The sequence below is a fragment of the Kitasatospora sp. NPDC032121 genome, from assembly GCF_055580145.1.
The window spans coordinates 240,702-260,038 of record NZ_JBVILX010000005.1 but is presented as its reverse complement, the minus strand read 5'-3'; the positions used below and the strand labels follow the sequence as shown (position 1 = coordinate 260,038).

Sequence of the window (19,337 nt, the reverse complement as noted above, 5' to 3'; positions counted from 1 at the left end):
CCAGGTTTACGGTCTGGTGACCCGCGGATCACAGCGATGTGTCCGAGCCGAAAGGAGCCAGAACCGTGACGGTGAGCATCACCGATGTCGCGAACGCGATGGGTGTCTCCGCCTCGACCGTCTCCCGCGCGCTGCGCGGACGAGAGGGCGTGTCGGAGGAACTCCGCGCGCGGATCGTGGCCGTGGCCGCCGAACTCGGCTACACGGCCTCGCGCAGCGCGTCGAGCCTGGCAAGCGGCCGGACGTACAGCATCGCCGTCATCGCGCCGTACGTCGGCCGATGGTTCTTCGGCACGGTGCTGGACGCGGCCGAGCAGGTGTTCAGCGCCGCCGGGTACGACGTGGTGCTCTACAACCTGGGCTCGGCGGAGACCCGCAACCGGTTCTTCGCCGAACTCCCGCTCCGCAAGCGGGTGGACGCGGTGTTGTCGATGCTGCTCCCGACGGAGGACGAGGCCGAGCGGCTACGCTCCCTCGGCATCCCGCTGGCGATCACCGTCGGCGGCCCCCGGCCCGGCTTCACCACCGTCGGCATCGACGACCGCGCGAGCGCCGAACTCGCCGTCCGGCACCTGGTCAACCTCGGCCATCGCCGGATCGGCCTGATCGGCACCCGCGCGACCGCCCCGCTGCACTGGACCACCCCCGACCTGCGCCGCCGCGCGTACCTGGACGTGCTCGCCGATGCCGGCATCGAGTACGACCCCGCCCTGGAGGCGGACGGCGAGTACACGGTCGACGGCGGCGAGCGCGCGATGACCGATCTGCTCGCCGCACGGCAGCCACCGACCGCCGTGTTCGCCGAGTCCGACGAGATGGCCATGGGTGCGTTGCGCGCCCTGCGCGCGCACCGGCTCCTCGTACCGGACGACATCTCGATCGTCGGCTTCGACGGCCACGAACTCGCCGACGTCGTCGGCCTCACCACCGTCGCTCAGCCGGTCGCCGACCACGGCACCAAGGCCGCCGGTCTGCTGCTGCGGCGGCTCCAGGCCGCCGACGACGTCCCCGACTACCTCGAACTCCCCACCCGTCTGATCGTCCGCAACACCACCGCCCCCCACCGCAACTCCCCTGACGGAGCCACCTCATGACCGATTCCAGACGAACCCTCCGGCTGGGCCTGCTGCTCACCCTCCCCGCCGTCACCCTCACCGCCTGTGGCGGCACCGGCACCGCGCCCAGGACCACCGCAGGCAGCGGCACCGGCACCATCAGCATCTGGGCGCACCAGGGCCAGGACAGCGAGAACACCGCCCTGCAGAACGCGGTCGCCTCCTTCAACAGCTCGCAGAGCGAGATCAAGGCGACCCTCAAGTTCGTTCCCGAGAAGGACTACACCAAGACGCTGACCGCCACCAGCGCCTCCGCCCTCCCGGACGTCCTCGAGTTCGACGGTCCGGCCATGGCCAGCTTCGTCTACAACCACAAACTCGCCCCCGTCACCGACTACCTCTCGCCCGGCACCGTCGCCAACGCCACCGACGCGATCAAGGCCCAGTCCACCCTGGACGGCAAGCTCTACGGCCTCGGCGCATACGACTCCGGTCTCGGCATCTACGGCAACAAGAAGCTGCTCGACGCCGCAGGAGCCAAGTACCCCACGGGACTTGACGACGCCTGGACCGCCGCCGACTTCACCGCCGCACTGCAGAAACTCGCCGCCGCCAACCCCAGCCACAAGGCGCTCGACGTCAAGGAGGACTACGGCCTGGCCACCGAGTGGGGCAGCTACGGCTTCTCCCCGATCGTCTGGTCCGCCGGCGGCGCGCTGATCAAGCAGGGCAAGGCCGCGGGCGCTCTCGACACCCCGGCCGTGGCAGACGCGTTCAAGATCTTCCAGTCCTGGAAGCCGGCCATCGACCCCGACACCGACGGCAACGCCTTCGCCAACGGCCGGGTCGCCCTCAGCTGGTCCGGACACTGGAGCTACCCCGCCTACAGCAAGGCGATCGGCTCCGACCTGGTGGTACTGCCGCTGCCCGACTTCGGAAGCGGCCCCAAGACCGGCCAGGGTTCCTGGGCCTGGGGGATAGGCGCCGGATCGAAGAACGCCAAGGCCGCCGGCAAGTTCCTGGACTACCTGATGGGCGACACCATCGTCAGCGCCATGACCAACGCCAACGGCGCGGTGCCCGCCACCAAGACCGTGCTGTCCGGCAGCCCGCTGTACAAGCCCGGGGGCCCGCTCCACCTGTTCGCCCAAGGGCTCTCCCAGCCCTGCGGCGACAGCGACATCAACAAGTCCTGCGTCGCGGTCACCCGGCCCGTCACCGCCGGATACCCGGTCATCACCGCCCAGTTCAGCCAGGCGCTCAACGCCGTCTACGGTGGCGCGGACGCGCAGAGCGCCCTGACCAAGGCCGCCCGGGCGATCGACCAGGACTTCAGCGACAACAACGGATACTCCCTCAGCAAGTAGCCCCACGCGGCCGGGCGGCCCGTCCCCTCGGGCCGGCTGCCCGCCGGGAACAGGACCCTGTCCATGTCCATCACCGCCAGATCCCGAACCGTGCCGACACCGGCACCCGTCGCCGTTCCCGAATCGACCGGCCGGCGCCGGGCGGGCCGAGACGGACTGCACGGCCTGCTGATGTCGGTCCCCGCCCTGGCCGGACTGATCGCCTTCGTCGCCGTCCCCTTCGGCTACGCCGTCGTGCTCTCCCTCTACAACGCCCGGCTCGGCTCCGACCGCCCGCCCGCCTTCCTCGGCCTGGAGCAGTACCGCCGGATCTTCACCGACCCGGACCTCTCCGGCCGGTTCCTGCACGCCCTGCTCAACAACCTCACCTTCGCCCTGGCCGTCGTCCCGCTCCAGACCGGCCTCGCCCTGGCCCTCGCCGTGCTGCTCAACCGCAAGCTCAAGGCGATCGGCCTGTTCCGCTCGGTGTTCTTCCTGCCGGTGGTCTTCCCCATGGCCCTGGTGGCCGTCATCTGGCGGCTCATCCTCGCCCGCAGCGACCAGGGCATGCTCAACTCCCTGCTTCACCACCTGAGTCTGGGCCATTGGGGGGCCTTCGACTGGCTGGGGTCCTCGCTGACCGCCATGGCCTCGGTCGTCGTCCTGTCCATCTGGCAGGGCGTCGGCTTCCAGATGGTCATCCTGCTGGCCGGGCTCCAGTCCATCCCCGGCGAACTCTACGAGGCCGCCACCCTCGACCGGGCGTCCCGTTGGCAGCAGTTCCGGCACGTCACCCTGCCCGGCATCCGCAACACCCTGGTGTTCGTCGCGCTGCTCACCTCGGTGCTGTCCTTCCGGGTGTTCGACCAGATCTACATCCTGGTCCGCGGCGGCGGCCTCAACGAGAACGCCACCCGGACCGTGATGTACGAGGCGGTGAGCACCGCCTTCGACGAGAACAACATCGGCCGGGCATCCGCCGTCACGGTCGTCTTCTTCCTGATCGTCCTGGCGCTGACCCTCGTCCAGCGCCGCCTCGTCCGACCCGAACAGGAGGACGCATGAACCCGCCGATCGGTGGCGGCTCCACCGCGGGCAGGACGGCCCGCCGGATCGCCGACTACACCGTCCTGAGCGTGCTCAGCCTGGTCTTCGCCCTGCCCGTGCTCTACCTGCTCATCGGCAGCCTCAAGCCGTCCGACCGGGTGCTCGCCGGCCTGTCCGGCTTCCTGCCGACCCACCTGTCCTTCCACAACTACGCGGCCGTGCTGCGCAGCCTGTCCTCGGACAGCACCGGGTACTTCTGGCGGTTCATGGCCGTCTCGCTGATCGTGGCGTGCACCGTGGTGGCGGGCGGACTGGTCGTCAACTCGATGGCCGCGTACGCGCTGTCCAGGCTGCGCTGGCGCGGTCGGAAGCCGGTGCTCACGCTGGTGCTGCTGCTGATGCTGATCCCGTTCGAGTCGGTGGCCGTGCCGCTGTTCTACCTGTTCGGCGTCCAGCGGAACACGGTGTGGATCCAGGCCGTGCCGTTCATCGCCAACGCCTTCTCGATCTACCAGTTCCACACGTTCTTCCGGGCCATCCCGGCCAGCATCGAGGAGGCCGCGCGGATCGACGGCGCGGGACCGTGGCGCATCCTCTTCCGGATCGTCTACCCCATGAGCAAGCCCGCCTTCGCTTCGGTCGCGATCCTCACCTTCCTCACGCAGTGGGGCTCGTTCCTGTGGCCGGTGCTCATGGTGGACGACCCGGCCGTACGGCCCCTGCCGCTGGAGATGAGCGTGTTCCAGGGCCAGCAACCACCGGACTGGGGACAGATCCTGGCCTTCGGCGTCCTGCTCGTGCTACCCGTGCTGATCGTGTTCGCCTTCTTCCAGCGCTGGTTCATCCAGGGCGTCGCCAGCTCGGCCGTCAAGGGCTGACCGGCGGTTCCGAACGCGGCTGTTTCATCGACCGTTCGGTATGTCCACCACTCGGTTGACGTATCGTCAGTGCACGAGTACCGGTCCGGCCATGGTGGACGACCGGGCCGGTCGGCCCTCGAACAAGGCCGTGCCGATGACGGGCAGGATCGACGGCCGGCAGGCGCGGCATGCGCACCGGCGAGGTGAGCTCATCCGCGCCGCGCGACAGTGGCAGGCAGTTCGCGGCGATCAAGTGACTCAAGCGGCGCGACGACGAAATCATCAAGGTCTTCCTGGAACCGGAGACCGCCGCACTCGAAGCTGTCGAGCACCCCCATATCGTGCGGATGCTGGAGTCGGGCCGGGACCCGGTTCTGGAGCGGTACTACATTGCCCCGGAGTGGGTGGAGCGCAGCCTGAAGGACGATCTACAGGCTCGTCGGCCCGTCGGCTGGGACGCCTACTTCGAGAAGATCGTGTCACCACCTTGTAACAGTCAGCGATGATCAAGGAGCGGCACAGGATCGGGCCCACCGGCCGGGACCGCGCGGCGAAACCCCGGACGGGCATCGCTCCGGGTGAGAGGTTCGCCTGTTCGGCTCAGCGAGGATGACGGCCAGGAGACGGCGCCCGGAGATCTTCCTACCGTTGGACCCCGGGAGGCTGCATCCCCGCGGAACCCGGCCGAGGACCTCTCGCCCGTCGGCCACCGCTCACGCCGAACCCGGCAGTCGACTTCCACCGTGACCACGCAGGGTCCGGGTCGAAGGAGATGAAGGACATGAACACCACGCGCACCGCCCGCACGCCCGCGACACCCGCACTGAACGGGTGCCGGACATCACGCCGCCGCCTTCGGATCGGGCTCGCGGCGACCGCCACGGCCCTGTCGCTGCTGCCGATCGCCCCGTCCACCGCCAGCGCGGCACCCCACCTCCCGCTCACACAGATCGTGCGGGAGGCCAAGGTGAAGGCGCAGCAGGAGCATCCCGGCTCGCAGTTCTACGACGCGGACGCCGTCCTGCTGACACCCACGACCAACCCCAATGACGTCCAGGCCTGGTGGATCCGCTTCCGGGCCAAGGGCTCGGAGCCGTCCTTCGAGTACAAGTACTCGACCACCGGTCAGTACCAGAGCACGCAGCCGTGGCGCGTCCCGATCGGGATCCAGGCCATCTCCCCGTTCACCATGACGGAGGTCCAGGCCCACGATCTGGCCGTCAAGGCCGGGCACACCGGCGCGTTCAAGCCCCTGTACCTCAATGAGCCCGTCGTGCAGAACCCGCATCCCACCTACTACTTCTGCATTCCCAGCGAGGGCAGGACGGTGGCGGTGGACACCGTGACGGGCCACGTCACCACGCCGTGGTCGTGCTAGTGACCACGGTGTGAGCCCTGTTCGGTGGCCGTCACCCAGCGGGGGTGACGGCCATCGGCGGCTGGCGACCCTTGCCGTCCGCCCGCTCGGTGCCGCCGACCGGGCGGGCGATGACGGTCGCCAGCCTGGAGGGGGTGTTGACGGTACTGCTGTCGACCAGGGTGCCGTCGAAATCGAAGACGGCCACTCCGGTCGCAGGGCGCTGGAGTGTTGACAATGCCACCGGAGCCGGCGATCGACTCACTCTGTAAAGCGCTCCAGCGGGGAGGTCCGCTGGAGCGTGAGGCCGGTGTCGTGTCGGCCTGCAGATGAGAGGGAATTCTGGCACGGCCGGGTTCTAGGGGCCTCTGGCTGCCTCTCGGTGCTGATGAACTATCGCCGGCTGTCGGCCCAGTTAGCCGAGATCGAACACGGCGGTGACGGGCGCGTGGTCGGACCAGCGGTCGGCGTGGGTGGCGGCGCGTTCGACGTAGGCTTCGACGGCCTTGGCGGCGAGGCCGGGGGTGGCGACCTGGAGGTCGATCCTCCAGCGGAACGACACCTTTTCGAAAAAGGTCCACCCGTTCGAGTGCAGCCTGTTTGAGGGTGCCTGCTGGCCTGGGTGGTAGGGGACCTCCTGTGAGCATCATGACGGCTTTGGCGCCGGTTCGGGCGGTGGTTGGTTCGCGTGTGTCGGACACGCACGGGGACGAGGGCAAGGTCTCGCATCTGGTGCAGGCGGAGTCGGCGACGCGCCATGCGGTCTCGAAGGAGTGGGAGATCGTCGGGTCGTTCGAGGACCTGGACGTCTCTGCCCAGATCACCCCGTGGGAGCGTCCCGACCTGGGGCCGTGGCTCACCGATCGCCAGGGCGAGTGGGACGCGATGGTATGGGCCAAGGTCGACCGGGCGTTCCGCTCGGCCAAGGACTGCGCGGACGTGGCGCACTGGGCAGAGGAAAACCACAAGGTCCTCGTCTTCACCGACGACGGGATCACCCTCGACTACCGCAGGGGCCGCGAGTCGTCGTTCGGGAACGAGCTGGCCAAGACCTTCCTGATGCTGGCGTCGATCTTCGCGGAGATGGAGCTCAAGCGGATCAAGGCCCGCGTCACCGCCGCGCACAAGCACCTGCGGAAGACGGACCGGTGGGCCGGGGGTCAGCCGCCGTACGGGTACCGGATCGTCGATCGCGCGGGCGGCGGCCGCACCCTGGAGCCGGACCCGGTCACGTCCGAGGCGGTGCGGTACATGGGCAAGCTCCTGTTGGAGGGGCAGAGCCAGTGGATGATCGCCACGGCCCTGGAAGCCGCCGGCTTCGACACCCCGTCGATGCACCGTACAAGAACCAGGGCGACAGCTACTCGAGCAAGCGCAAGACGCCGCCGTCGAACCACTGGAACCCGACCAGCGTGGGGAAGATCCTGCGCTCGCCGGCGACGATGGGCCTGAAGTTGACCGGCCGCTCCGTGAAGGCGCGCAAGATCGCCCGCGACGCGAAGGGGTTGCCGATCCGGATGGCCAAGCCGCTGTTCACGGAGGAGGTGTGGGCCCAGGTCCAGGCGGCGATGGACGAGCGGTCCATCACGAAGGAACGCTCGAACGGTGCCTCGCCCTGGCTGGGCGTGCCGCACTGCGACCGGTGCGGCGACCGGTTCTACCGGCAGGTGAACCTCGCCAAGAACGGCAAGATCTACGAGTACTACCGGTGCGCGAAGACGGCCGGAAAACCGGCCTGCAAGGGCCAGTCCGTCAAGGGCGAGCGCGTCACCGCAGCGATCGCCGCCCTGGTGGAACGCCTGGCCGACCTGGCGATGACGGTGCGCAGGTTCATCCCCGGCGAGGACCACACCGAGCAGCTCAACCACGTCACCCAGGCCATGAGAGATCTGCGTGAGGAGAAACGCCGCAACCTGTTCGACTACCCCGGCGGCGACGACGAGTACTCCGAGGCCCTCGAAGTCCTCGTCGACGAACGCCGCCGCCTCGCCGCCCTCCCACAACGACCCTCCGCCTGGGTCGACGTCGAGACCGGCCAGACCTTCGCCGACGCCTGGGCCCAGGCGGACCAGGAACACCGCCGCCAGCTCCTCCTCGGCCTCAAGGCCCGTCTCTACATGACACCCACCATCGAAGGCTGGTACCTACCCGCCGAACTCCAAGCACGCGCAGGGCAAATGGAATGCGCTGGGAGCTCGGTATGAGCCAGGTAGCGCGGGGCACTTGTTGACGCTTAGCCGTTGACCAACGGCGAGGCACAGGCGCCCTTGCCTGCGGCGGGGATCGGCTGCGACGCTGGGACTGTGGATCCTGAAGCGCTGATTGCGACTGCTCTTACGGCGGGCTCGGTGGCCAGTGCCAAGGGCGTGAGGCGTAGTCGATGGCGCCGGTGATGGCGTAGCGGGCGGCGGCGAAGTGACCGCCGACGGTGTCGGCGATCAGGACACGCTTGCGCTCGCCGAGGACCAAGACGGGGCCGCTGCGGATCGCCTGTCGTTGGTGGACGACGTTCCTGCCGCCGTAGCCGAAGTGTAGTCTGGTCAGCCCTGCGGGGGAGGGCTGTCTCAGCCCGTCGGCAGGGTGACTTCGAAAGAACCGCCGACAGCGTCCGACGGCGGCCTGAGGGTGAGGTCTCCACCTGCCGCGCGGGTGAGGCGGCGGGCCAAGGCGAGGCCGAGGCCGGCGCCGTCGTGGCCGTCCCCGGGGTCGGCCCGCCTCCCTGGTTCGAACACCGCCTCCCCGACCTCTTCGGGGACGCCCGGGCCGTCGTCGCGGACCACCACCGCGACCGTGCCTGGCCGGACCACGCATTCCATGGTCACCGACGTCCGGGCGTAGCGGCGCGCATTGTCGAGCAGCGGCGCCAGGATGCGTTCGACGATCGGGGCCGAGACTCCGGCGACGGCCTTTTCAGCACCCTCAAGTATCCGTACCGGCGGTGCGTCCGGGAAGTCCTGGGCGCTGCGGTCGGCCAGCGTGGTCAGCAGCGGAGCGAGCGTGCAACGACCGGGTACCTCGCTGGTGCCCGCGCTCGTGCCGACGCCGTTGCGCGCCTGGGAGAGCAGCGTCTCGCAGATGTCCCGTATCCGGGCCGCGTTGTCGGCGATCGCGTTGTGGGCGGTCTTCTGCTCGGCGGCGTTCCGCGGCCTCGCCAGGAGCCAGTCCGTCTCGGCGGTGATCCGGGCGAGCGGTGTGCGCAGCTCGTGCGAGAGCTCCGCGGTGAGCTGCTGCTCGTGCCGCAGTACCGCGGCAAGCCGGTCCAGCAGTTGGTCGAGGTTGCCGGCGAGGGCAGACAGCTCGGCGGGGCGTTGTGCGGCGCCGAAGCGGCGGGTGGTGTCGGCGGCGCTCCATGCCGCCGCCTGGGCGCTCATCGCCGCGACCGGGCGCAGCGCGCCGCCGACTACGGCCCTGGTGACCAGGTACACGCCCGCCAGCAGCAGAGCGGCGAGGGCCGCGGCTGCCGTGAGGGCGATCTCGCCGGTGTGCAGTGCGGCGTCCGGTTCGACGGCGGCCACCACGGCGCCGACGCGTTGGTCGCCCGAGAGGACGGGCAGCACGTAGAGGCGAGCGGGAGCCGGTCCGGCGCTGCGGCTGAAACCGGCGGGGCCGCCCGCGAGCCGGTCGGCGGTGTCCTGGAGGGCGCGCGAGGCGGTCGGGCGCTCCAGCGCCTGGTCGCCCTGGTAGATCCAGACGCCGACGTCGAGGGCACTGTCGTCGGCGGGATCGTTGACGGTCAGGTGACCGTCGGCCGAGGACGAGACGGTGGCCGCCGCGGCGCTGGCCCGGGTGCGCAGCAACTCGTCGGCCTGGCTGTTCAGCTGTGAAGCCAGCAGGGCCTGGAAGACGACCGTGAGAGCCGCCACCCAGAGCGCGATGCTGACCAGGGCGATCAGCGCGAGCCGGCCGCGCAGCGTGCGGGGACGCAGACGCGCCAGCAGTGCGAGCGGGCGCACGGGCCCGGTGGAGGGTTTCATTCGAACCGGTAGCCCACGCCGCGCGCGGTGCAGATGCTGCGCGAGCTGTCCGCTTGGCCCAGCTTGCGGCGCAGGCGCGCCAGGTACTGGTCGAGGGTGTTGTCGGTGACGATGGCGCCTTCCGGCCAGCCCGCGCGTAGCAGCGCGCGCCGGCGCACGACCTCTCCGGGCAGCGCCATCAGGCAGGCGAGCAGCCGGTACTCGGTGGGGGTCAGGGCCACTGAGCAGTCCGGTCCGGCCAGGACGTGCCGGGCCGGGTCCAGCCGCAGCTTCGAGCTGTCGGCCGTGGGCGCGTTGGCGGTGCGGCGCATCGCGGCGCGCAGCCGCGCGGCGAGCTCGGCCATGTGGAACGGCTTGGCCAGGTAGTCGTCGCCGCCGGCCGAGAATCCGGACAGCCGGTCGGTCAGGGCGTCGTGCGCGGTCAGGAAGACCACCGGCACGGTGAAGCCGTGGGCGCGCATCGCCTGGCAGACGTCCCGGCCGTCGGAGTCGGGCAGGCCGACATCCAGCACCACGGCGTCGACCTGTCGGCGCACGGTGCGCAGCGCGCTCGCCCCGTCGGGGGCCGTCAGCACGTCGAAGTGCTCCTCGCGCAGGCCGCGGGCCAGTGCCTCACGCAGTCCGTGGTCGTCCTCGACGACCAGTACCCGGGGATTGGTCATCTGGCCAGTATCGCCCGTCCGGATGAGGACCCTCCGGCCGCTCAGGCTGCCCCGGGCCGTCTCCTGGCGGGAGCGCGGGGCCGGCGGCCCTGCCCGGCCGCGGATTCCGAGCGGCGACGTGCTCAGGTTATGTACAGGTCGCGCGTGCCAGCCTCGGCGCCATGACATCCACCATGGAGCGAGCCGAGGCCGGGTCGCTCGGCCGCCAGCTGATCAACAAGGTGCCCGAGGTCACGGTCTGGTTCTGGGTGATCAAGATCCTCTGCACCACGGTCGGCGAGAGCTTCGCCGACTGGATCAACACGACCCTCGGCGTCGGCCTGATCAACACCTCGCTGATCTTCACCGTCGTGCTGGCCGGCGCCCTGGGCTGGCAGCTCACCACGAAGCGCTACACCCCGTTCGTGTACTGGCTGACCGTTGTGGTGCTCAGCGTGACCGGCACCCTCTACACGGACATCCTCACCGACAGCCAGGGCGTCCCGCTCGCGGTGAGCAGCAGCATGTTCGCCGGTGTCCTCGCGGTCGTCTTCGGGATCTGGTACGCCCGCGAGCGGACGCTGTCGATCCACAGCATCACCACCCGCTCCCGTGAGCTGTTCTACTGGCTCGCGGTCCTGGTGACCTTCGCCCTGGGCACCGCGGTCGGCGACTGGACCCTGGAGCTGACGGGCTGGGCGCCGGGCGTCTCGGTGCTCCTGCCGCTCGGGCTGATCGCGGCGATCGTCGTCGGCTGGCGCCTTGGCGCCGACACGGTGCTCTCCTTCTGGCTCGCCTACATCCTCACCCGCCCGCTGGGCGCCAACCTCGGCGACTGGCTGGCCTCGCCCGGCGGCGACGGGGGCCTGGGCCTGGGCACGGCCGTGACGAGCGTGGTCTTCCTGGCCGCGATCCTCGCCACCGTCGTCCACCTCACACGCAGCCGCAGCGATGTGATCGGGACCGACGACCCGGACCGTGCCCCGAAGACGTCGAACCCGGCGCGCGAGCGGATCATGCTCGGCTACTACGCCCTGGTGGCGGTGGCGGCCGCGGGACTTCTCGTGTGGGCGAACCAGCAGCCGCACGCGGCAGCGGCCAGCGAGGGCGACACCCCGGCGTCCTCGACCGCCGCCCTCACCTCGGAGCAGGCGACGGCCTCGTTCCCGCCGGCCGAGATCGCGAAGTTCCGAACCATCGCATCCGACACCCTGGCCAAGCTCGACTCCGGCGACCAGAAGGCCGCGACCAGCCGGGTGAAGGACCTGGAGACGGCATGGGACGACGACCAGGACACCCTCCAGGGCAAGAACGGGCAGGCCTGGCACTTCCTCGACGGCGAGATCGACCAGGTCCTGACGTCGCTGCGCGCGTCGCACCCGGACAAGGCCACCGAGGTCCAGGCGCTCAACACCTTCCTCGCCTCGCTCGGCTGACCGGCGGCGACGGCCGCCCGCCCCGGGCCTGCCTGACCCGGTGGGGGCGGAAGCGACGTGGTGCCCGGCGGAGGGGAGCGTCCCTCGGCCGGGCACCACGGGTCTGCGGGGCCGCCGGTGCCCGGGCACGTGGATGCGGGGGACGGAGACGGTGAGCCCCTTGTCCACGGGCCGGGGGAGTTGTCGGCGTATCAGACGGTGGGGGGTGCGGCCGGTCGGCGGGCCAGGGCGTCGGACGCCTTGGCCGTCGCGTACAGAGAGGCGGCCAGTGCGAGGGCGAGGGCGGCGCCGGCGGCGAAGACGGTGCCGGAGGAGAGGGCCTTCGGGCTGCCGGCCTCGGTGCGGGCCGAGCCGGAGATGAACGGCATCACGGCGAGCACGGAGACGCCGAGGACGACCTCGCCCCACACGACCTTGGGGAAGTGGCGGAGCGTGAGGTGCAGCAGGGAGGCGGTGTCGTCCGTGCGGCGGGCCCGGACGATCCAGGGCATGAGCCAGAACTGGTGAAGGCGCCCGCGGCGACGAGTGCGCTGACCAGGAGGATCTTGACGAGCAGAGCGATGCCGTAGCCGGTGGTCCACAGCTGCGAGATGTCGCCGACGTGCTTCCAGCTCAGCCACAGGCCGGAGATGGTGACGGTGGCGACGCACACCATGGCGAGGAGACCGAGGCGCCGCCACATCTCGGCCCACAGCACTCCGGCGCCGTCGCCGAGGTGCTTGCGGGCGCCGGCCAGGACGGCGAGCAGGGTCAGGCCGCCGAGCCAGACGACGCCGGAGACGATGTGGGCCTGGTCGAAGACCGGGTTCAGCCAGCCGAGGAGCTCACCGCCCGCACCGCTGTCGCCATCGAGGTCGCCCGCGACCTCAAGAGCGACGACGACTCGGAGACCGAGGCCGTCGGCACCATGCTCGCGAGCGTGCAAGCCCGGGAACAGGAGGCCGCCGACTTGGCGGCCGAGGCCGCCAGGCCCGACGCGGACCCGAAGGCCCTCGCTGCCAAGGGGCGCAAGGCCGCGCTCGCGGCCTTGAAGGCCGGCGGCCCCTGGAGCCAGGAAGCCGCCGCAGACGCCCTCTCCGGCACCGACGACACCGTCCTCAACTGGCTGCGCACCGGCCGCGACAAGGCCGAACAGGAAGACCTGCGGCAGAGCGTGCTGGAGATCGCGCAGGACAGCCCCGACGAGGCCGTGCGCACTGCCGCCGCACAGGCCCTGATCGCGACGGGCGACATCAGCGTCAAGGAGGCCGGCCGCACAGAAGGCCCTGCGGGACGGATCGCCGAAGGCCGTCGCCGCCTTCCTGATGACCGGTCAGCAAAACAGCTTCCCGGCCGGAACCCGCGTCCTGATGACCGACGGATCGGCCCGCCCGATCGAGCGGATCCGCGTAGGCGACCACGTCACCGCGACAGATCCCGAGACCGGCCAGACCAGCTCCCAGAGCGTCGACGCCACCATCTACACGCCCGACGACCGCGACTTCACCGACATCACCATCACGTCCCCGGACGGCAGCAGCAGCACGATCACCTCGACCGGCCACCACCCGTACTGGGCCGCCAACCGGGGCGCCTGGCAGGACGCCGCCGACCTCGTGCCCGGCGACACCCTGCGCAGTGCCACCGGCCAGACCGCGCAGATCACCGCCGCAAGGCACTGGAACACCCTCCAGCCCGCCTATAGCCCCACCGTCAATACCGTCCACACGTACCACGTGCTGGCTGGCGACACGCCGCTTCTGGTCCACAACAGCAGCTGCCCGACCTCATCGCTGTACGAGGACATCACCACGCCCGGCGCCCGGATGCTGAACAAGCGGACGGATGTCGGTCCCATCGAATTCGGAAAGAACCTCGAGGCCAACGGCTGGACCCATATCGACAAGGGTTCGGCCGGTATCATGTATACGAAGGACGGAGCGAAGTATTTCCTTCGACCGAAGGCGGACAGCCACCCCGGGTGGACGGCTGACTTCTACAATGCGGGGTCCAAGAACGCCGATATCAAGATCAGACTGGGGAACGACTAGTGGCAAGGGAAGGCGCGACCATGGCTGATCGCGACGGCTACCTCGATGTCCGCGCCAGCAGCGCGTCGGTCTTCGACCTTGAGGCCAGGCTGCCCGGCCAGGTTTTCCGAGAGGACGCGGGGGCTTCGCTGTTCTGCGAGTTCGATGCGGTCCTCACCCAGGAATTCTGGCCGGCGTTCTGCGCGATGGCCCGGTGGCACGGCGACGATCGCATCGAACTGCTGGTCCTCGAACCTGGTCTCGACGAGTTCTACCTTCCGGAGTGTCAGACGTACCCGGCTATGTCGTTGTCCGTCGACGCGGGCGTGGACGACTACTGGGAGAAGATCGGCTTCACCTCGGACGATGATTTCGCGGATTCGATCGCGATCTCTGCCAAAGTCATCGCTGTGACAGGCCCTTCCGGAAGGTGGGGGTGCTGGGGTGAGAGGGATCCTGAAGTCGCAATTTTTCGGGGCTTTCCAGATGCGGCCACGCGGGATGAATGGCGCCAACGATTCGGACCCTTCCTGGAGGTGTCAGGTGCGCTGGATTCGTATGTCTCGCTGGCGTTTGGGCGCCATGGCATCCCGGACATCTATGCGGCAAACCTGACTGCCAACTATGGACCTCCGGGCAGTAGGAGGCCGTAAGGTTACGGAGTTTCACTGGACTTGCGGTAATGCTCCATGTCCTGGTCAAGGCTCCTGCTGGCCCAAGGGACACGTGTAGGGGACGAGGTCGCCCGCCCATGCGGGCGGCCTCGTCCCCTACTGTCTTTCGTCAGTTCTTCACGCAGTGTTGGCAGAACAACCTATCCACTGGCTGCCTCCCCGCTCGCTGTCCTGCCAGGCCAGCTCGGCCATCACTGGATCCAGCAGCGCCTGTGCGGCCTCCACCGCCTCGGGGAAGGTCGCCGCATCTCGCGCCCTCGCCCGCCAGGGCGGCACCGTCGGACCGCCACCACCCGGACCGCCGCCGAGCGGCGGAGCGCGCAGTCGAGGCCCGACCGCTGCTGGAGCGGGGCTGCAAGGGAGTCGCAGCAGTGGCAGGGCAGCTGCGATGACGGGCAGCGCCTGGCGGTACCCGCGGGCCGATTTTGGGGAGTCTGAGCTCGGCGGTGCGTCTGCGGAGGCGGTCGGGGACCCACGGGGCTACGAGGGCGATCCGTCCGAGGTAGGTAATGGCGGGGCCGCAGTCGACCATTGAGCGGTGTCCATCGTGAAGTGGCAGGTCACGGGCCCTGGTGTGATTCCGTGCCCCGGTGCTCGTGCTGGTCACGCGCGGCAGTCTGCCGTGTAGATCGTCGGGCAGGGAGGTCTTCGCGGGTTCTGGCCCGTTCCAGCCCGCGATGCTCCTACGCTCCCGGGCATGGTGGACCCCGAGGTACTGGAACGGATCGCCGCGCGCCGCGCAGAATTGGACGAGCTGGAAGAACAGCTGGTCAAGCAGTTGGACGAGGTGAAGGCCGAGCGGGGCGAACTCGCAGTCGCCGAGAGGGTCCTGACGCGGATGAGCGAGCGGGCAGCTGGGGGAACGAGCTGCTGTCGCACCGGCGTCAGCGCAGGTCGGCGGGCGTGCGATGCTGCTGGTCCCGCACCGCGACGACAGCGATGACGAGATCGCGCTGCCCGACGACTGCCGCCGGATCCTGGCGATCGTGCGAGCTGCCGGCGGTCCGGTGCAGGTGCGGGCAGTGGGCGAAGAGCTGGGCCTCCAGGTGGAGGTACGCGGGAAGCTGGAGCCGCTGCGGGCGAAACTGGTCAAGCTCGCGGCATCCCCGGCGGCCATGTGTTGCTTGGCCTGCTCGTTGATGTACCTGAACTGCCCGTCTCGGTCGGGGTGTTGGCGACCTTGGCGTTGGCCTGTAGACTGAAACCCTCCTCCCGCAGCAGGTCGCCGACAGTGTCGGCCGAGATGCGGTGCCCTTGGGCGGTCAGCTCGGCTGCCAGGGCTCGGGTCGACTTGCAGGTCCACCGCAGCGGCGACATCGGATCCCCGCGCTCATCCGGCTCCACCAATACCAGCAGTGCTTCCCGTAGTCCGGGGTCCAGGTCGACGACCCGCTTGCGACCACCGCCCGGTCGCCGTGCCCGGCCCAGCGGCGGTTCCCCGGAGTCGAGTTCGTCTACGCCGGCCGACACCGTTGCCTCGCGCACACTCGCGGCCCGCGCGACCAGCCGGATCCCGCCGTGACCGATCGACCTCGCTTCCGCTCCGAGCAGCAGACGCCGCTGCCGCTCGTCCAGATGCGGCAGGATCGCCTCGAATTTCGCAGCCAGCAAAGCCTGTTGTTCCAGTGAAGTGGCCATACCACATCAACGGCCCGAAAAGCTGGAAGCTACGGGTTGTTGCCCTGCAAGCCCTAAGCGCTCGCCAGCGGTGTCAAGGGTGGGTGAGATGAGGGAGAGGCCTCTGCTATTCAGGTGGATCGACCAAGATCTTCCTGAGAGAGCAGAGGCCCGGTGGCCCAGTCTGTCACGGGCGGAACCGACGTGTTCGCGCCTGGTCATATCGGTGAGTTAACCCAGGTCATCCCACCCGAGTTGGTGGATGCGGTGCTGGACGAGACAGGGGGTCGCGAGCAACGGCTGCGGAGCCTCCCCTCTCGTGTCGGGGGTGTACTTCGTCCTCGCGCTCGGGCTGTTCGAGCATCTTGGCGCCGGACTGGTGTGGGGCAACAACGCGGCCGCCGTCAAGGCGGAACTCGCAGCGGGAGTGCCGATCGGCCGCATGGGGCGCCCGGAGGAGGTCGCCGCCGCAGTGGCCTTCCTCGCCTCCGCGGACAGCAGCTTCATGCTCGGCACCACCCTGCACATCAACGGCGGCGAGAACCAGTTCTGACCCCGCCACGCGGAGTCCCGAACTGCCGCGGGCGAGTCGCCGCCCGCGGCAGTTCGCCTGACCGACACGAGCATCCGCGCAGCACGCCCAGACCGGACACGGAGCGCAAGTTCACTCTGACCGGTAGGGCCCGCCCAGCACCCCCAGCGTCACCTCGTACGATTGGGTTCGCTGGCAAGGAAGCCGAAATGACAGGGTTCACTGTCAGGCGTCGAGCTGGCACTGAGAGGACGCCACCCCAAGCGATCGGCAGCTGCGCCTCGCCGGCCCCAAGCGCGAGATCGAGATGCTGCGGGCGATCGGCCTGTACCGCCGGGGGCATCAAGCGGATGGTCCGTCTGGAGTCCGTGGTGATCTCGCTGTTCGGCGCCGGCATCGGCCTGCTGCTCGGCTGCTTCATCGCCTGGGCGATCAACGCCGCCCTGAAGTCCAGCCTCTCCGGCCTGACCACGGTCCTGCGGTACGGCCAGCTGGCGTTGTTCCTGGCGCCGGCCGGGGTGGGCGGCCTGGTGGCCGCGATCTGGCCCGCCCGCCGGGCGTCCAAGCTGGACATCCTGTCGAGCATCAAGACCGACTGACCGACCGACCAGGGGCCGATCGGTCCCGGAGCGAGAAGGGCAGGGCCCCCTGCCGGAGGGTTCTGGCAGGGGCCCTTCTCCGTTCAGAACACGCGGTCTCGCCGGATGTGGTGCGGGATCAGGTCGAGGAAGGCGTGCAGCGCCCGTGTCGGCGGACGCGTCGCGGAGGCGACCACGCTGAGCGTCCAGGCCGGTCGGGCGTCCGCGAGGGGGACGGTACGAACGGCGTCGCCGGCCGCCGCAGCGAAGTCCGGGGGCAACAGCGCCACGCCCAGGCCGTGCGCCACGTAATCCGCGATCGTGGTGATGTCCGAGACCTCGATGAGGACCCGCCGGAACAACTCCTCCTTCGTGAACGCGTCGTCCACGATCTGGCGCTGCCCGAAACCGGCGGGCATGTCGACGAAGGCCTCCCCGGCGATGTCTCTGAGTCGCACACTCTTCCGGCGGGCCAGTGGGTGATCGGCGGGGACCAGCAGCTGGACCTCGTACCTCTTGATGGCCCTCGAGCTGAGGTGTTCGTCCTTGATGTCGGCGCCCACGAAGGCCACGTCGACATGGCTCTCCTTGATCCGCTCGATCAGCCCGAAGGTTCCCCGCTGAGAGGTCTCGGTACGCAACCGGACCCCTGGGTGACGGCGGTGGAATTCACCGGCCAGCGCGGGTACGTCGATCACCGTCAGCCCGCTGAGGACGCCCACGGTGAGGCTGCCGCGCAGCCCCGCGGAGAGCGGTTCCACTGCCGCCCGGGCCCGGTCGAGCGCCTCGATCGCGGTCCGCGCCTCGGGAAGGAAGGCCGAGCCGGCCTCCGTCAGTCTGACCGACCGTGTGGAACGCAGGAGCAGTTCGGTCCGAAGCTCGTGCTCCAAGGCCTTGATGCCGGCCGAGAGCGTGGACTGGGTGACGTGCAGCCGCTGGGCCGCCCGCGTGAAGTTCAGCTCCTCAGCGACGGTGATGAAGTACTCCAGCCGCTTCTGATCCACACCCAACCTCATTCATCGACATAACCGATCGACCATTCGAAAACATTCGTTGGACACGATAGCCAGGGAGGGCGACTGTTGTCGTGCGGGCCAACGCCCGGATCAAAAGACGTCAGTGAAAGAGGAAGACCATGCGTGTACTGCTCACCGGCGGCACCGGCTACATCGGAGCCGCGGTGCTCGACCGGCTCATCTCCGGTGGCCACCAGGTCACCGCCCTGGTCCGCTCAGCCGAGAAGGCCGAGCTGGTGCGGGCCAAGGGCGCCGAACCTGCGGTCGCCGACCTGGCGGACGGCGACGCCCTGGAGGCACTCGCGACTGCGAGCGAGAGCGTGATCCACCTGGCGTCGCCGGGCGACGAGACCAGCATGGCCGTCGACGAGGTGGCCGTCACCAGCTTCCTGCGCGCGCTTCGGAACACGGACCGGCCGTTCGTGCACACCACCGGCGTCTGGCTGCACGGCAGCGGCTCGGCGATCACCGAATCGTCGGGAATGAACCCCCCGCGGCTGACCGCCTGGCGGGTGCCGATCGCCGAGCTCGTGCGCGACGCGCAGGGCGTCCGGACCTCGATCATTGCGCCTGCAGTGGTGTACGGCCACGGCGGCGGTCTGATGAACCTCGTCGCCGCCGGTCCTCGAACCGCCGGCAACACCCCGGCGCTCACCATGATCGGTTCCGGTGAGCAGCACTGGAGCACCGTGCACGTGGACGACCTGGCCGAGCTCTACGTGCTCGCGCTCGAGAAGGCCCCGGCCGGTTCGTACTTCCTCGGCGCCAGCGGTGCGAACCCGACCGTGCGGGAGATCACCGAAGCGGTGAGCCGCTCTGTCGGCCTGGCCGGACGCGTCGAGCCCGAACCTGTCGTGGAGACGCTCGACCGGCTCGGCCTGCTCGGCGAGGCCCTTCTCCTCGACCAGCAGGCTTCGGGCGACACGGCCCGGCGTGTCCTGGGCTGGGACCCCACGGGACCGTCGGTCCTCGACGACATCGCGCGTACCGACTTCTGAGACAACCCGCGCCCCGGGCACCGCCGCAGGCGGGGCCCGAGCGGCCGCCGGCGGCCGGGCCGGCCGAGATCTGCCCGGCCGCAACCCTTCTTGAGGAACTTCGACATGAGTACTCCCACCGCTCCAACCGGGTCGGTTCATCGCCGTCCTGCCGGGCCCGGCCCCCAGTCGGCGGGACAGTCCCGCCCATCCGTGCC

At 69.6% G+C, this 19,337-nt stretch carries 21 protein-coding genes and 6 pseudogenes; 17 read left to right on the top strand and 10 right to left on the bottom strand.

The features are described 5' to 3' along the window. Positions 1-65 precede the first annotated feature (65 nt). The 4 genes from ACZ5OX_RS17315 to ACZ5OX_RS17300 all read left to right on the top strand — a co-directional run bounded on the left by ACZ5OX_RS17315 (position 66) and on the right by ACZ5OX_RS17300 (position 4,326). Positions 66-1,094: a LacI family DNA-binding transcriptional regulator gene (locus ACZ5OX_RS17315; protein WP_465630665.1), complete on the top strand. Its 1,029-nt coding sequence runs from the start codon at positions 66-68 to the stop codon at positions 1,092-1,094. After that, positions 1,091-2,422: an ABC transporter substrate-binding protein gene (locus ACZ5OX_RS17310; protein ID WP_465630663.1), complete on the top strand. Its 1,332-nt coding sequence runs from the start codon at positions 1,091-1,093 to the stop codon at positions 2,420-2,422. The genes ACZ5OX_RS17315 and ACZ5OX_RS17310 overlap by 4 nt, the downstream gene beginning before the upstream one ends. Positions 2,423-2,593: 171 nt before the next feature. Further along, entirely contained in the window at positions 2,594-3,466 is an 873-nt protein-coding gene (locus ACZ5OX_RS17305) for a carbohydrate ABC transporter permease (RefSeq protein ID WP_465630661.1), read from the top strand. Continuing rightward, positions 3,463-4,326, top strand: a complete 864-nt coding sequence (locus tag ACZ5OX_RS17300) for a carbohydrate ABC transporter permease (RefSeq protein ID WP_465630659.1) — start codon at positions 3,463-3,465, stop codon at positions 4,324-4,326. Before ACZ5OX_RS17305 ends, ACZ5OX_RS17300 begins: the two co-directional genes overlap by 4 nt. A 191-nt stretch (positions 4,327-4,517) precedes the next feature. Here ACZ5OX_RS17300 and ACZ5OX_RS17295 read toward each other — a convergent pair whose 3' ends face one another. Then, positions 4,518-4,640: a hypothetical protein gene (locus ACZ5OX_RS17295; RefSeq protein WP_465630657.1), complete on the bottom strand. Its 123-nt coding sequence runs from the start codon at positions 4,638-4,640 to the stop codon at positions 4,518-4,520. 449 nt (positions 4,641-5,089) lie between these two features. Here ACZ5OX_RS17295 and ACZ5OX_RS17290 point away from each other — a divergent pair, with 449 nt between their 5' ends. After that, on the top strand, positions 5,090-5,686 hold the full coding sequence (locus ACZ5OX_RS17290; protein WP_465630655.1) for a hypothetical protein: 597 nt from the start codon (positions 5,090-5,092) through the stop codon (positions 5,684-5,686). A 31-nt stretch (positions 5,687-5,717) separates the two neighbouring features. Here ACZ5OX_RS17290 and ACZ5OX_RS17285 read toward each other — a convergent pair whose 3' ends face one another. Together ACZ5OX_RS17285 and ACZ5OX_RS17280 are read right to left on the bottom strand one after the other, a co-directional pair. Continuing rightward, a complete protein-coding gene (locus tag ACZ5OX_RS17285) occupies positions 5,718-5,873 on the bottom strand; it encodes a hypothetical protein (RefSeq protein ID WP_465630653.1) in 156 nt (51 codons plus the stop codon). Between the two features lie 207 nt (positions 5,874-6,080). After that, positions 6,081-6,215: pseudogene (locus ACZ5OX_RS17280) on the bottom strand (exodeoxyribonuclease III); the annotation flags it as partial. A gap of 98 nt (positions 6,216-6,313) precedes the next feature. Here ACZ5OX_RS17280 and ACZ5OX_RS17275 point away from each other — a divergent pair. Both ACZ5OX_RS17275 and ACZ5OX_RS17270 read left to right on the top strand, forming a co-directional pair. Continuing rightward, complete coding sequence (locus ACZ5OX_RS17275) at positions 6,314-7,117, top strand: recombinase family protein (RefSeq protein ID WP_465630887.1); 804 nt, start codon at positions 6,314-6,316, stop codon at positions 7,115-7,117. Then, complete coding sequence (locus ACZ5OX_RS17270) at positions 7,078-7,869, top strand: recombinase zinc beta ribbon domain-containing protein (RefSeq protein WP_465630651.1); 792 nt, start codon at positions 7,078-7,080, stop codon at positions 7,867-7,869. The genes ACZ5OX_RS17275 and ACZ5OX_RS17270 overlap by 40 nt, the downstream gene beginning before the upstream one ends. Positions 7,870-7,999: 130 nt before the next feature. On the opposite strand, the gene ACZ5OX_RS17265 is transcribed toward ACZ5OX_RS17270, so the two are convergent. The 3 genes from ACZ5OX_RS17265 to ACZ5OX_RS17255 all read right to left on the bottom strand — a co-directional run bounded on the left by ACZ5OX_RS17265 (position 8,000) and on the right by ACZ5OX_RS17255 (position 10,301). After that, positions 8,000-8,134 (bottom strand): hypothetical protein, encoded by a 135-nt coding sequence (locus ACZ5OX_RS17265; protein WP_465630649.1) that lies wholly within the window; start codon positions 8,132-8,134, stop codon positions 8,000-8,002. Between the two features lie 95 nt (positions 8,135-8,229). After that, complete coding sequence (locus tag ACZ5OX_RS17260; protein WP_465630647.1) at positions 8,230-9,618, bottom strand: sensor histidine kinase; 1,389 nt, start codon at positions 9,616-9,618, stop codon at positions 8,230-8,232. 17 nt (positions 9,619-9,635) lie between these two features. Beyond that, positions 9,636-10,301 (bottom strand): response regulator transcription factor, encoded by a 666-nt coding sequence (locus ACZ5OX_RS17255; RefSeq protein WP_465630645.1) that lies wholly within the window; start codon positions 10,299-10,301, stop codon positions 9,636-9,638. A 161-nt stretch (positions 10,302-10,462) separates the two neighbouring features. Here ACZ5OX_RS17255 and ACZ5OX_RS17250 point away from each other — a divergent pair, with 161 nt between their 5' ends. Beyond that, on the top strand, positions 10,463-11,716 hold the full coding sequence (locus ACZ5OX_RS17250; protein ID WP_465630644.1) for a COG4705 family protein: 1,254 nt from the start codon (positions 10,463-10,465) through the stop codon (positions 11,714-11,716). 191 nt (positions 11,717-11,907) lie between these two features. Here the strand turns inward: ACZ5OX_RS17250 and ACZ5OX_RS17245 are convergent, their stop codons facing one another. Both ACZ5OX_RS17245 and ACZ5OX_RS17240 read right to left on the bottom strand, forming a co-directional pair. Next, positions 11,908-12,084, bottom strand: coding sequence for a hypothetical protein (locus tag ACZ5OX_RS17245; protein WP_465630642.1), 177 nt, complete (start codon positions 12,082-12,084; stop codon positions 11,908-11,910). Beyond that, a complete protein-coding gene (locus ACZ5OX_RS17240) occupies positions 12,084-12,641 on the bottom strand; it encodes a CopD family protein (RefSeq protein WP_465630641.1) in 558 nt (185 codons plus the stop codon). Before ACZ5OX_RS17240 ends, ACZ5OX_RS17245 begins: the two co-directional genes overlap by 1 nt. On the opposite strand from ACZ5OX_RS17240, the pseudogene ACZ5OX_RS17235 reads away from it, so the two are divergent. From ACZ5OX_RS17235 to ACZ5OX_RS17215, 5 genes and pseudogenes are all read left to right on the top strand, one after another. Next, positions 12,624-12,833: pseudogene (locus tag ACZ5OX_RS17235) on the top strand (hypothetical protein); the annotation flags it as partial. The gene ACZ5OX_RS17240 and the pseudogene ACZ5OX_RS17235 sit on opposite strands and share 18 nt — an antisense overlap. Before the next feature lie 139 nt (positions 12,834-12,972). Next, positions 12,973-13,029 (top strand): annotated as a pseudogene (locus ACZ5OX_RS17230) (hypothetical protein); the annotation flags it as partial. Then, positions 13,021-13,746, top strand: coding sequence for a polymorphic toxin-type HINT domain-containing protein (locus ACZ5OX_RS17225; protein ID WP_465630639.1), 726 nt, complete (start codon positions 13,021-13,023; stop codon positions 13,744-13,746). The pseudogene ACZ5OX_RS17230 and the gene ACZ5OX_RS17225, both read left to right, overlap by 9 nt. Positions 13,747-13,766: 20 nt before the next feature. Next, on the top strand, positions 13,767-14,378 hold the full coding sequence (locus ACZ5OX_RS17220; protein ID WP_465630638.1) for a hypothetical protein: 612 nt from the start codon (positions 13,767-13,769) through the stop codon (positions 14,376-14,378). 718 nt (positions 14,379-15,096) lie between these two features. After that, positions 15,097-15,342 (top strand): hypothetical protein, encoded by a 246-nt coding sequence (locus tag ACZ5OX_RS17215; protein ID WP_465630902.1) that lies wholly within the window; start codon positions 15,097-15,099, stop codon positions 15,340-15,342. Between the two features lie 161 nt (positions 15,343-15,503). Here ACZ5OX_RS17215 and ACZ5OX_RS17210 read toward each other — a convergent pair. Continuing rightward, positions 15,504-16,037, bottom strand: a pseudogene (locus tag ACZ5OX_RS17210) (ISAzo13-like element transposase-related protein); the annotation flags it as partial. Between the two features lie 153 nt (positions 16,038-16,190). Between ACZ5OX_RS17210 and ACZ5OX_RS17205 the strand changes: the two are divergent. The 3 genes and pseudogenes from ACZ5OX_RS17205 to ACZ5OX_RS17195 form a co-directional block, all read left to right on the top strand. Continuing rightward, a pseudogene (locus tag ACZ5OX_RS17205) lies at positions 16,191-16,289 on the top strand (hypothetical protein); the annotation flags it as partial. A gap of 118 nt (positions 16,290-16,407) precedes the next feature. Further along, positions 16,408-16,569 (top strand): annotated as a pseudogene (locus tag ACZ5OX_RS17200) (SDR family oxidoreductase); the annotation flags it as partial. 329 nt (positions 16,570-16,898) lie between these two features. After that, on the top strand, positions 16,899-17,147 hold the full coding sequence (locus ACZ5OX_RS17195; protein WP_465630900.1) for an FtsX-like permease family protein: 249 nt from the start codon (positions 16,899-16,901) through the stop codon (positions 17,145-17,147). 83 nt (positions 17,148-17,230) lie between these two features. On the opposite strand, the gene ACZ5OX_RS17190 is transcribed toward ACZ5OX_RS17195, so the two are convergent. Further along, a complete protein-coding gene (locus ACZ5OX_RS17190; RefSeq protein ID WP_465630636.1) occupies positions 17,231-18,130 on the bottom strand; it encodes a LysR family transcriptional regulator in 900 nt (299 codons plus the stop codon). A 131-nt stretch (positions 18,131-18,261) separates the two neighbouring features. On the opposite strand from ACZ5OX_RS17190, the gene ACZ5OX_RS17185 reads away from it, so the two are divergent. Continuing rightward, positions 18,262-19,140 (top strand): NAD-dependent epimerase/dehydratase family protein, encoded by an 879-nt coding sequence (locus ACZ5OX_RS17185; protein WP_465630635.1) that lies wholly within the window; start codon positions 18,262-18,264, stop codon positions 19,138-19,140. Positions 19,141-19,337: the final 197 nt, after the last annotated feature.

What these genes read in the sequence shown, in the direction of transcription:
- ACZ5OX_RS17255 (WP_465630645.1), bottom strand. Translation starts at nt 10,301, where the DNA reads ATGACCAATCCCCGGGTACTGGTCGTCGAGGACGACCACGGACTGCGT.
- ACZ5OX_RS17220 (WP_465630638.1), top strand. Translation starts at nt 13,767, where the DNA reads ATGGCTGATCGCGACGGCTACCTCGATGTCCGCGCCAGCAGCGCGTCG.
- ACZ5OX_RS17275 (WP_465630887.1), top strand. Translation starts at nt 6,314, where the DNA reads ATGACGGCTTTGGCGCCGGTTCGGGCGGTGGTTGGTTCGCGTGTGTCG.
- ACZ5OX_RS17225 (WP_465630639.1), top strand. Translation starts at nt 13,021, where the DNA reads ATGACCGGTCAGCAAAACAGCTTCCCGGCCGGAACCCGCGTCCTGATG.
- ACZ5OX_RS17245 (WP_465630642.1), bottom strand. Translation starts at nt 12,084, where the DNA reads ATGCCGTTCATCTCCGGCTCGGCCCGCACCGAGGCCGGCAGCCCGAAG.
- ACZ5OX_RS17305 (WP_465630661.1), top strand. Translation starts at nt 2,594, where the DNA reads ATGTCGGTCCCCGCCCTGGCCGGACTGATCGCCTTCGTCGCCGTCCCC.
- ACZ5OX_RS17250 (WP_465630644.1), top strand. Translation starts at nt 10,463, where the DNA reads ATGACATCCACCATGGAGCGAGCCGAGGCCGGGTCGCTCGGCCGCCAG.
- ACZ5OX_RS17290 (WP_465630655.1), top strand. Translation starts at nt 5,090, where the DNA reads ATGAACACCACGCGCACCGCCCGCACGCCCGCGACACCCGCACTGAAC.
- ACZ5OX_RS17195 (WP_465630900.1), top strand. Translation starts at nt 16,899, where the DNA reads ATGGTCCGTCTGGAGTCCGTGGTGATCTCGCTGTTCGGCGCCGGCATC.
- ACZ5OX_RS17310 (WP_465630663.1), top strand. Translation starts at nt 1,091, where the DNA reads ATGACCGATTCCAGACGAACCCTCCGGCTGGGCCTGCTGCTCACCCTC.
- ACZ5OX_RS17300 (WP_465630659.1), top strand. Translation starts at nt 3,463, where the DNA reads ATGAACCCGCCGATCGGTGGCGGCTCCACCGCGGGCAGGACGGCCCGC.
- ACZ5OX_RS17215 (WP_465630902.1), top strand. Translation starts at nt 15,097, where the DNA reads ATGGTGGACCCCGAGGTACTGGAACGGATCGCCGCGCGCCGCGCAGAA.
- ACZ5OX_RS17185 (WP_465630635.1), top strand. Translation starts at nt 18,262, where the DNA reads ATGCGTGTACTGCTCACCGGCGGCACCGGCTACATCGGAGCCGCGGTG.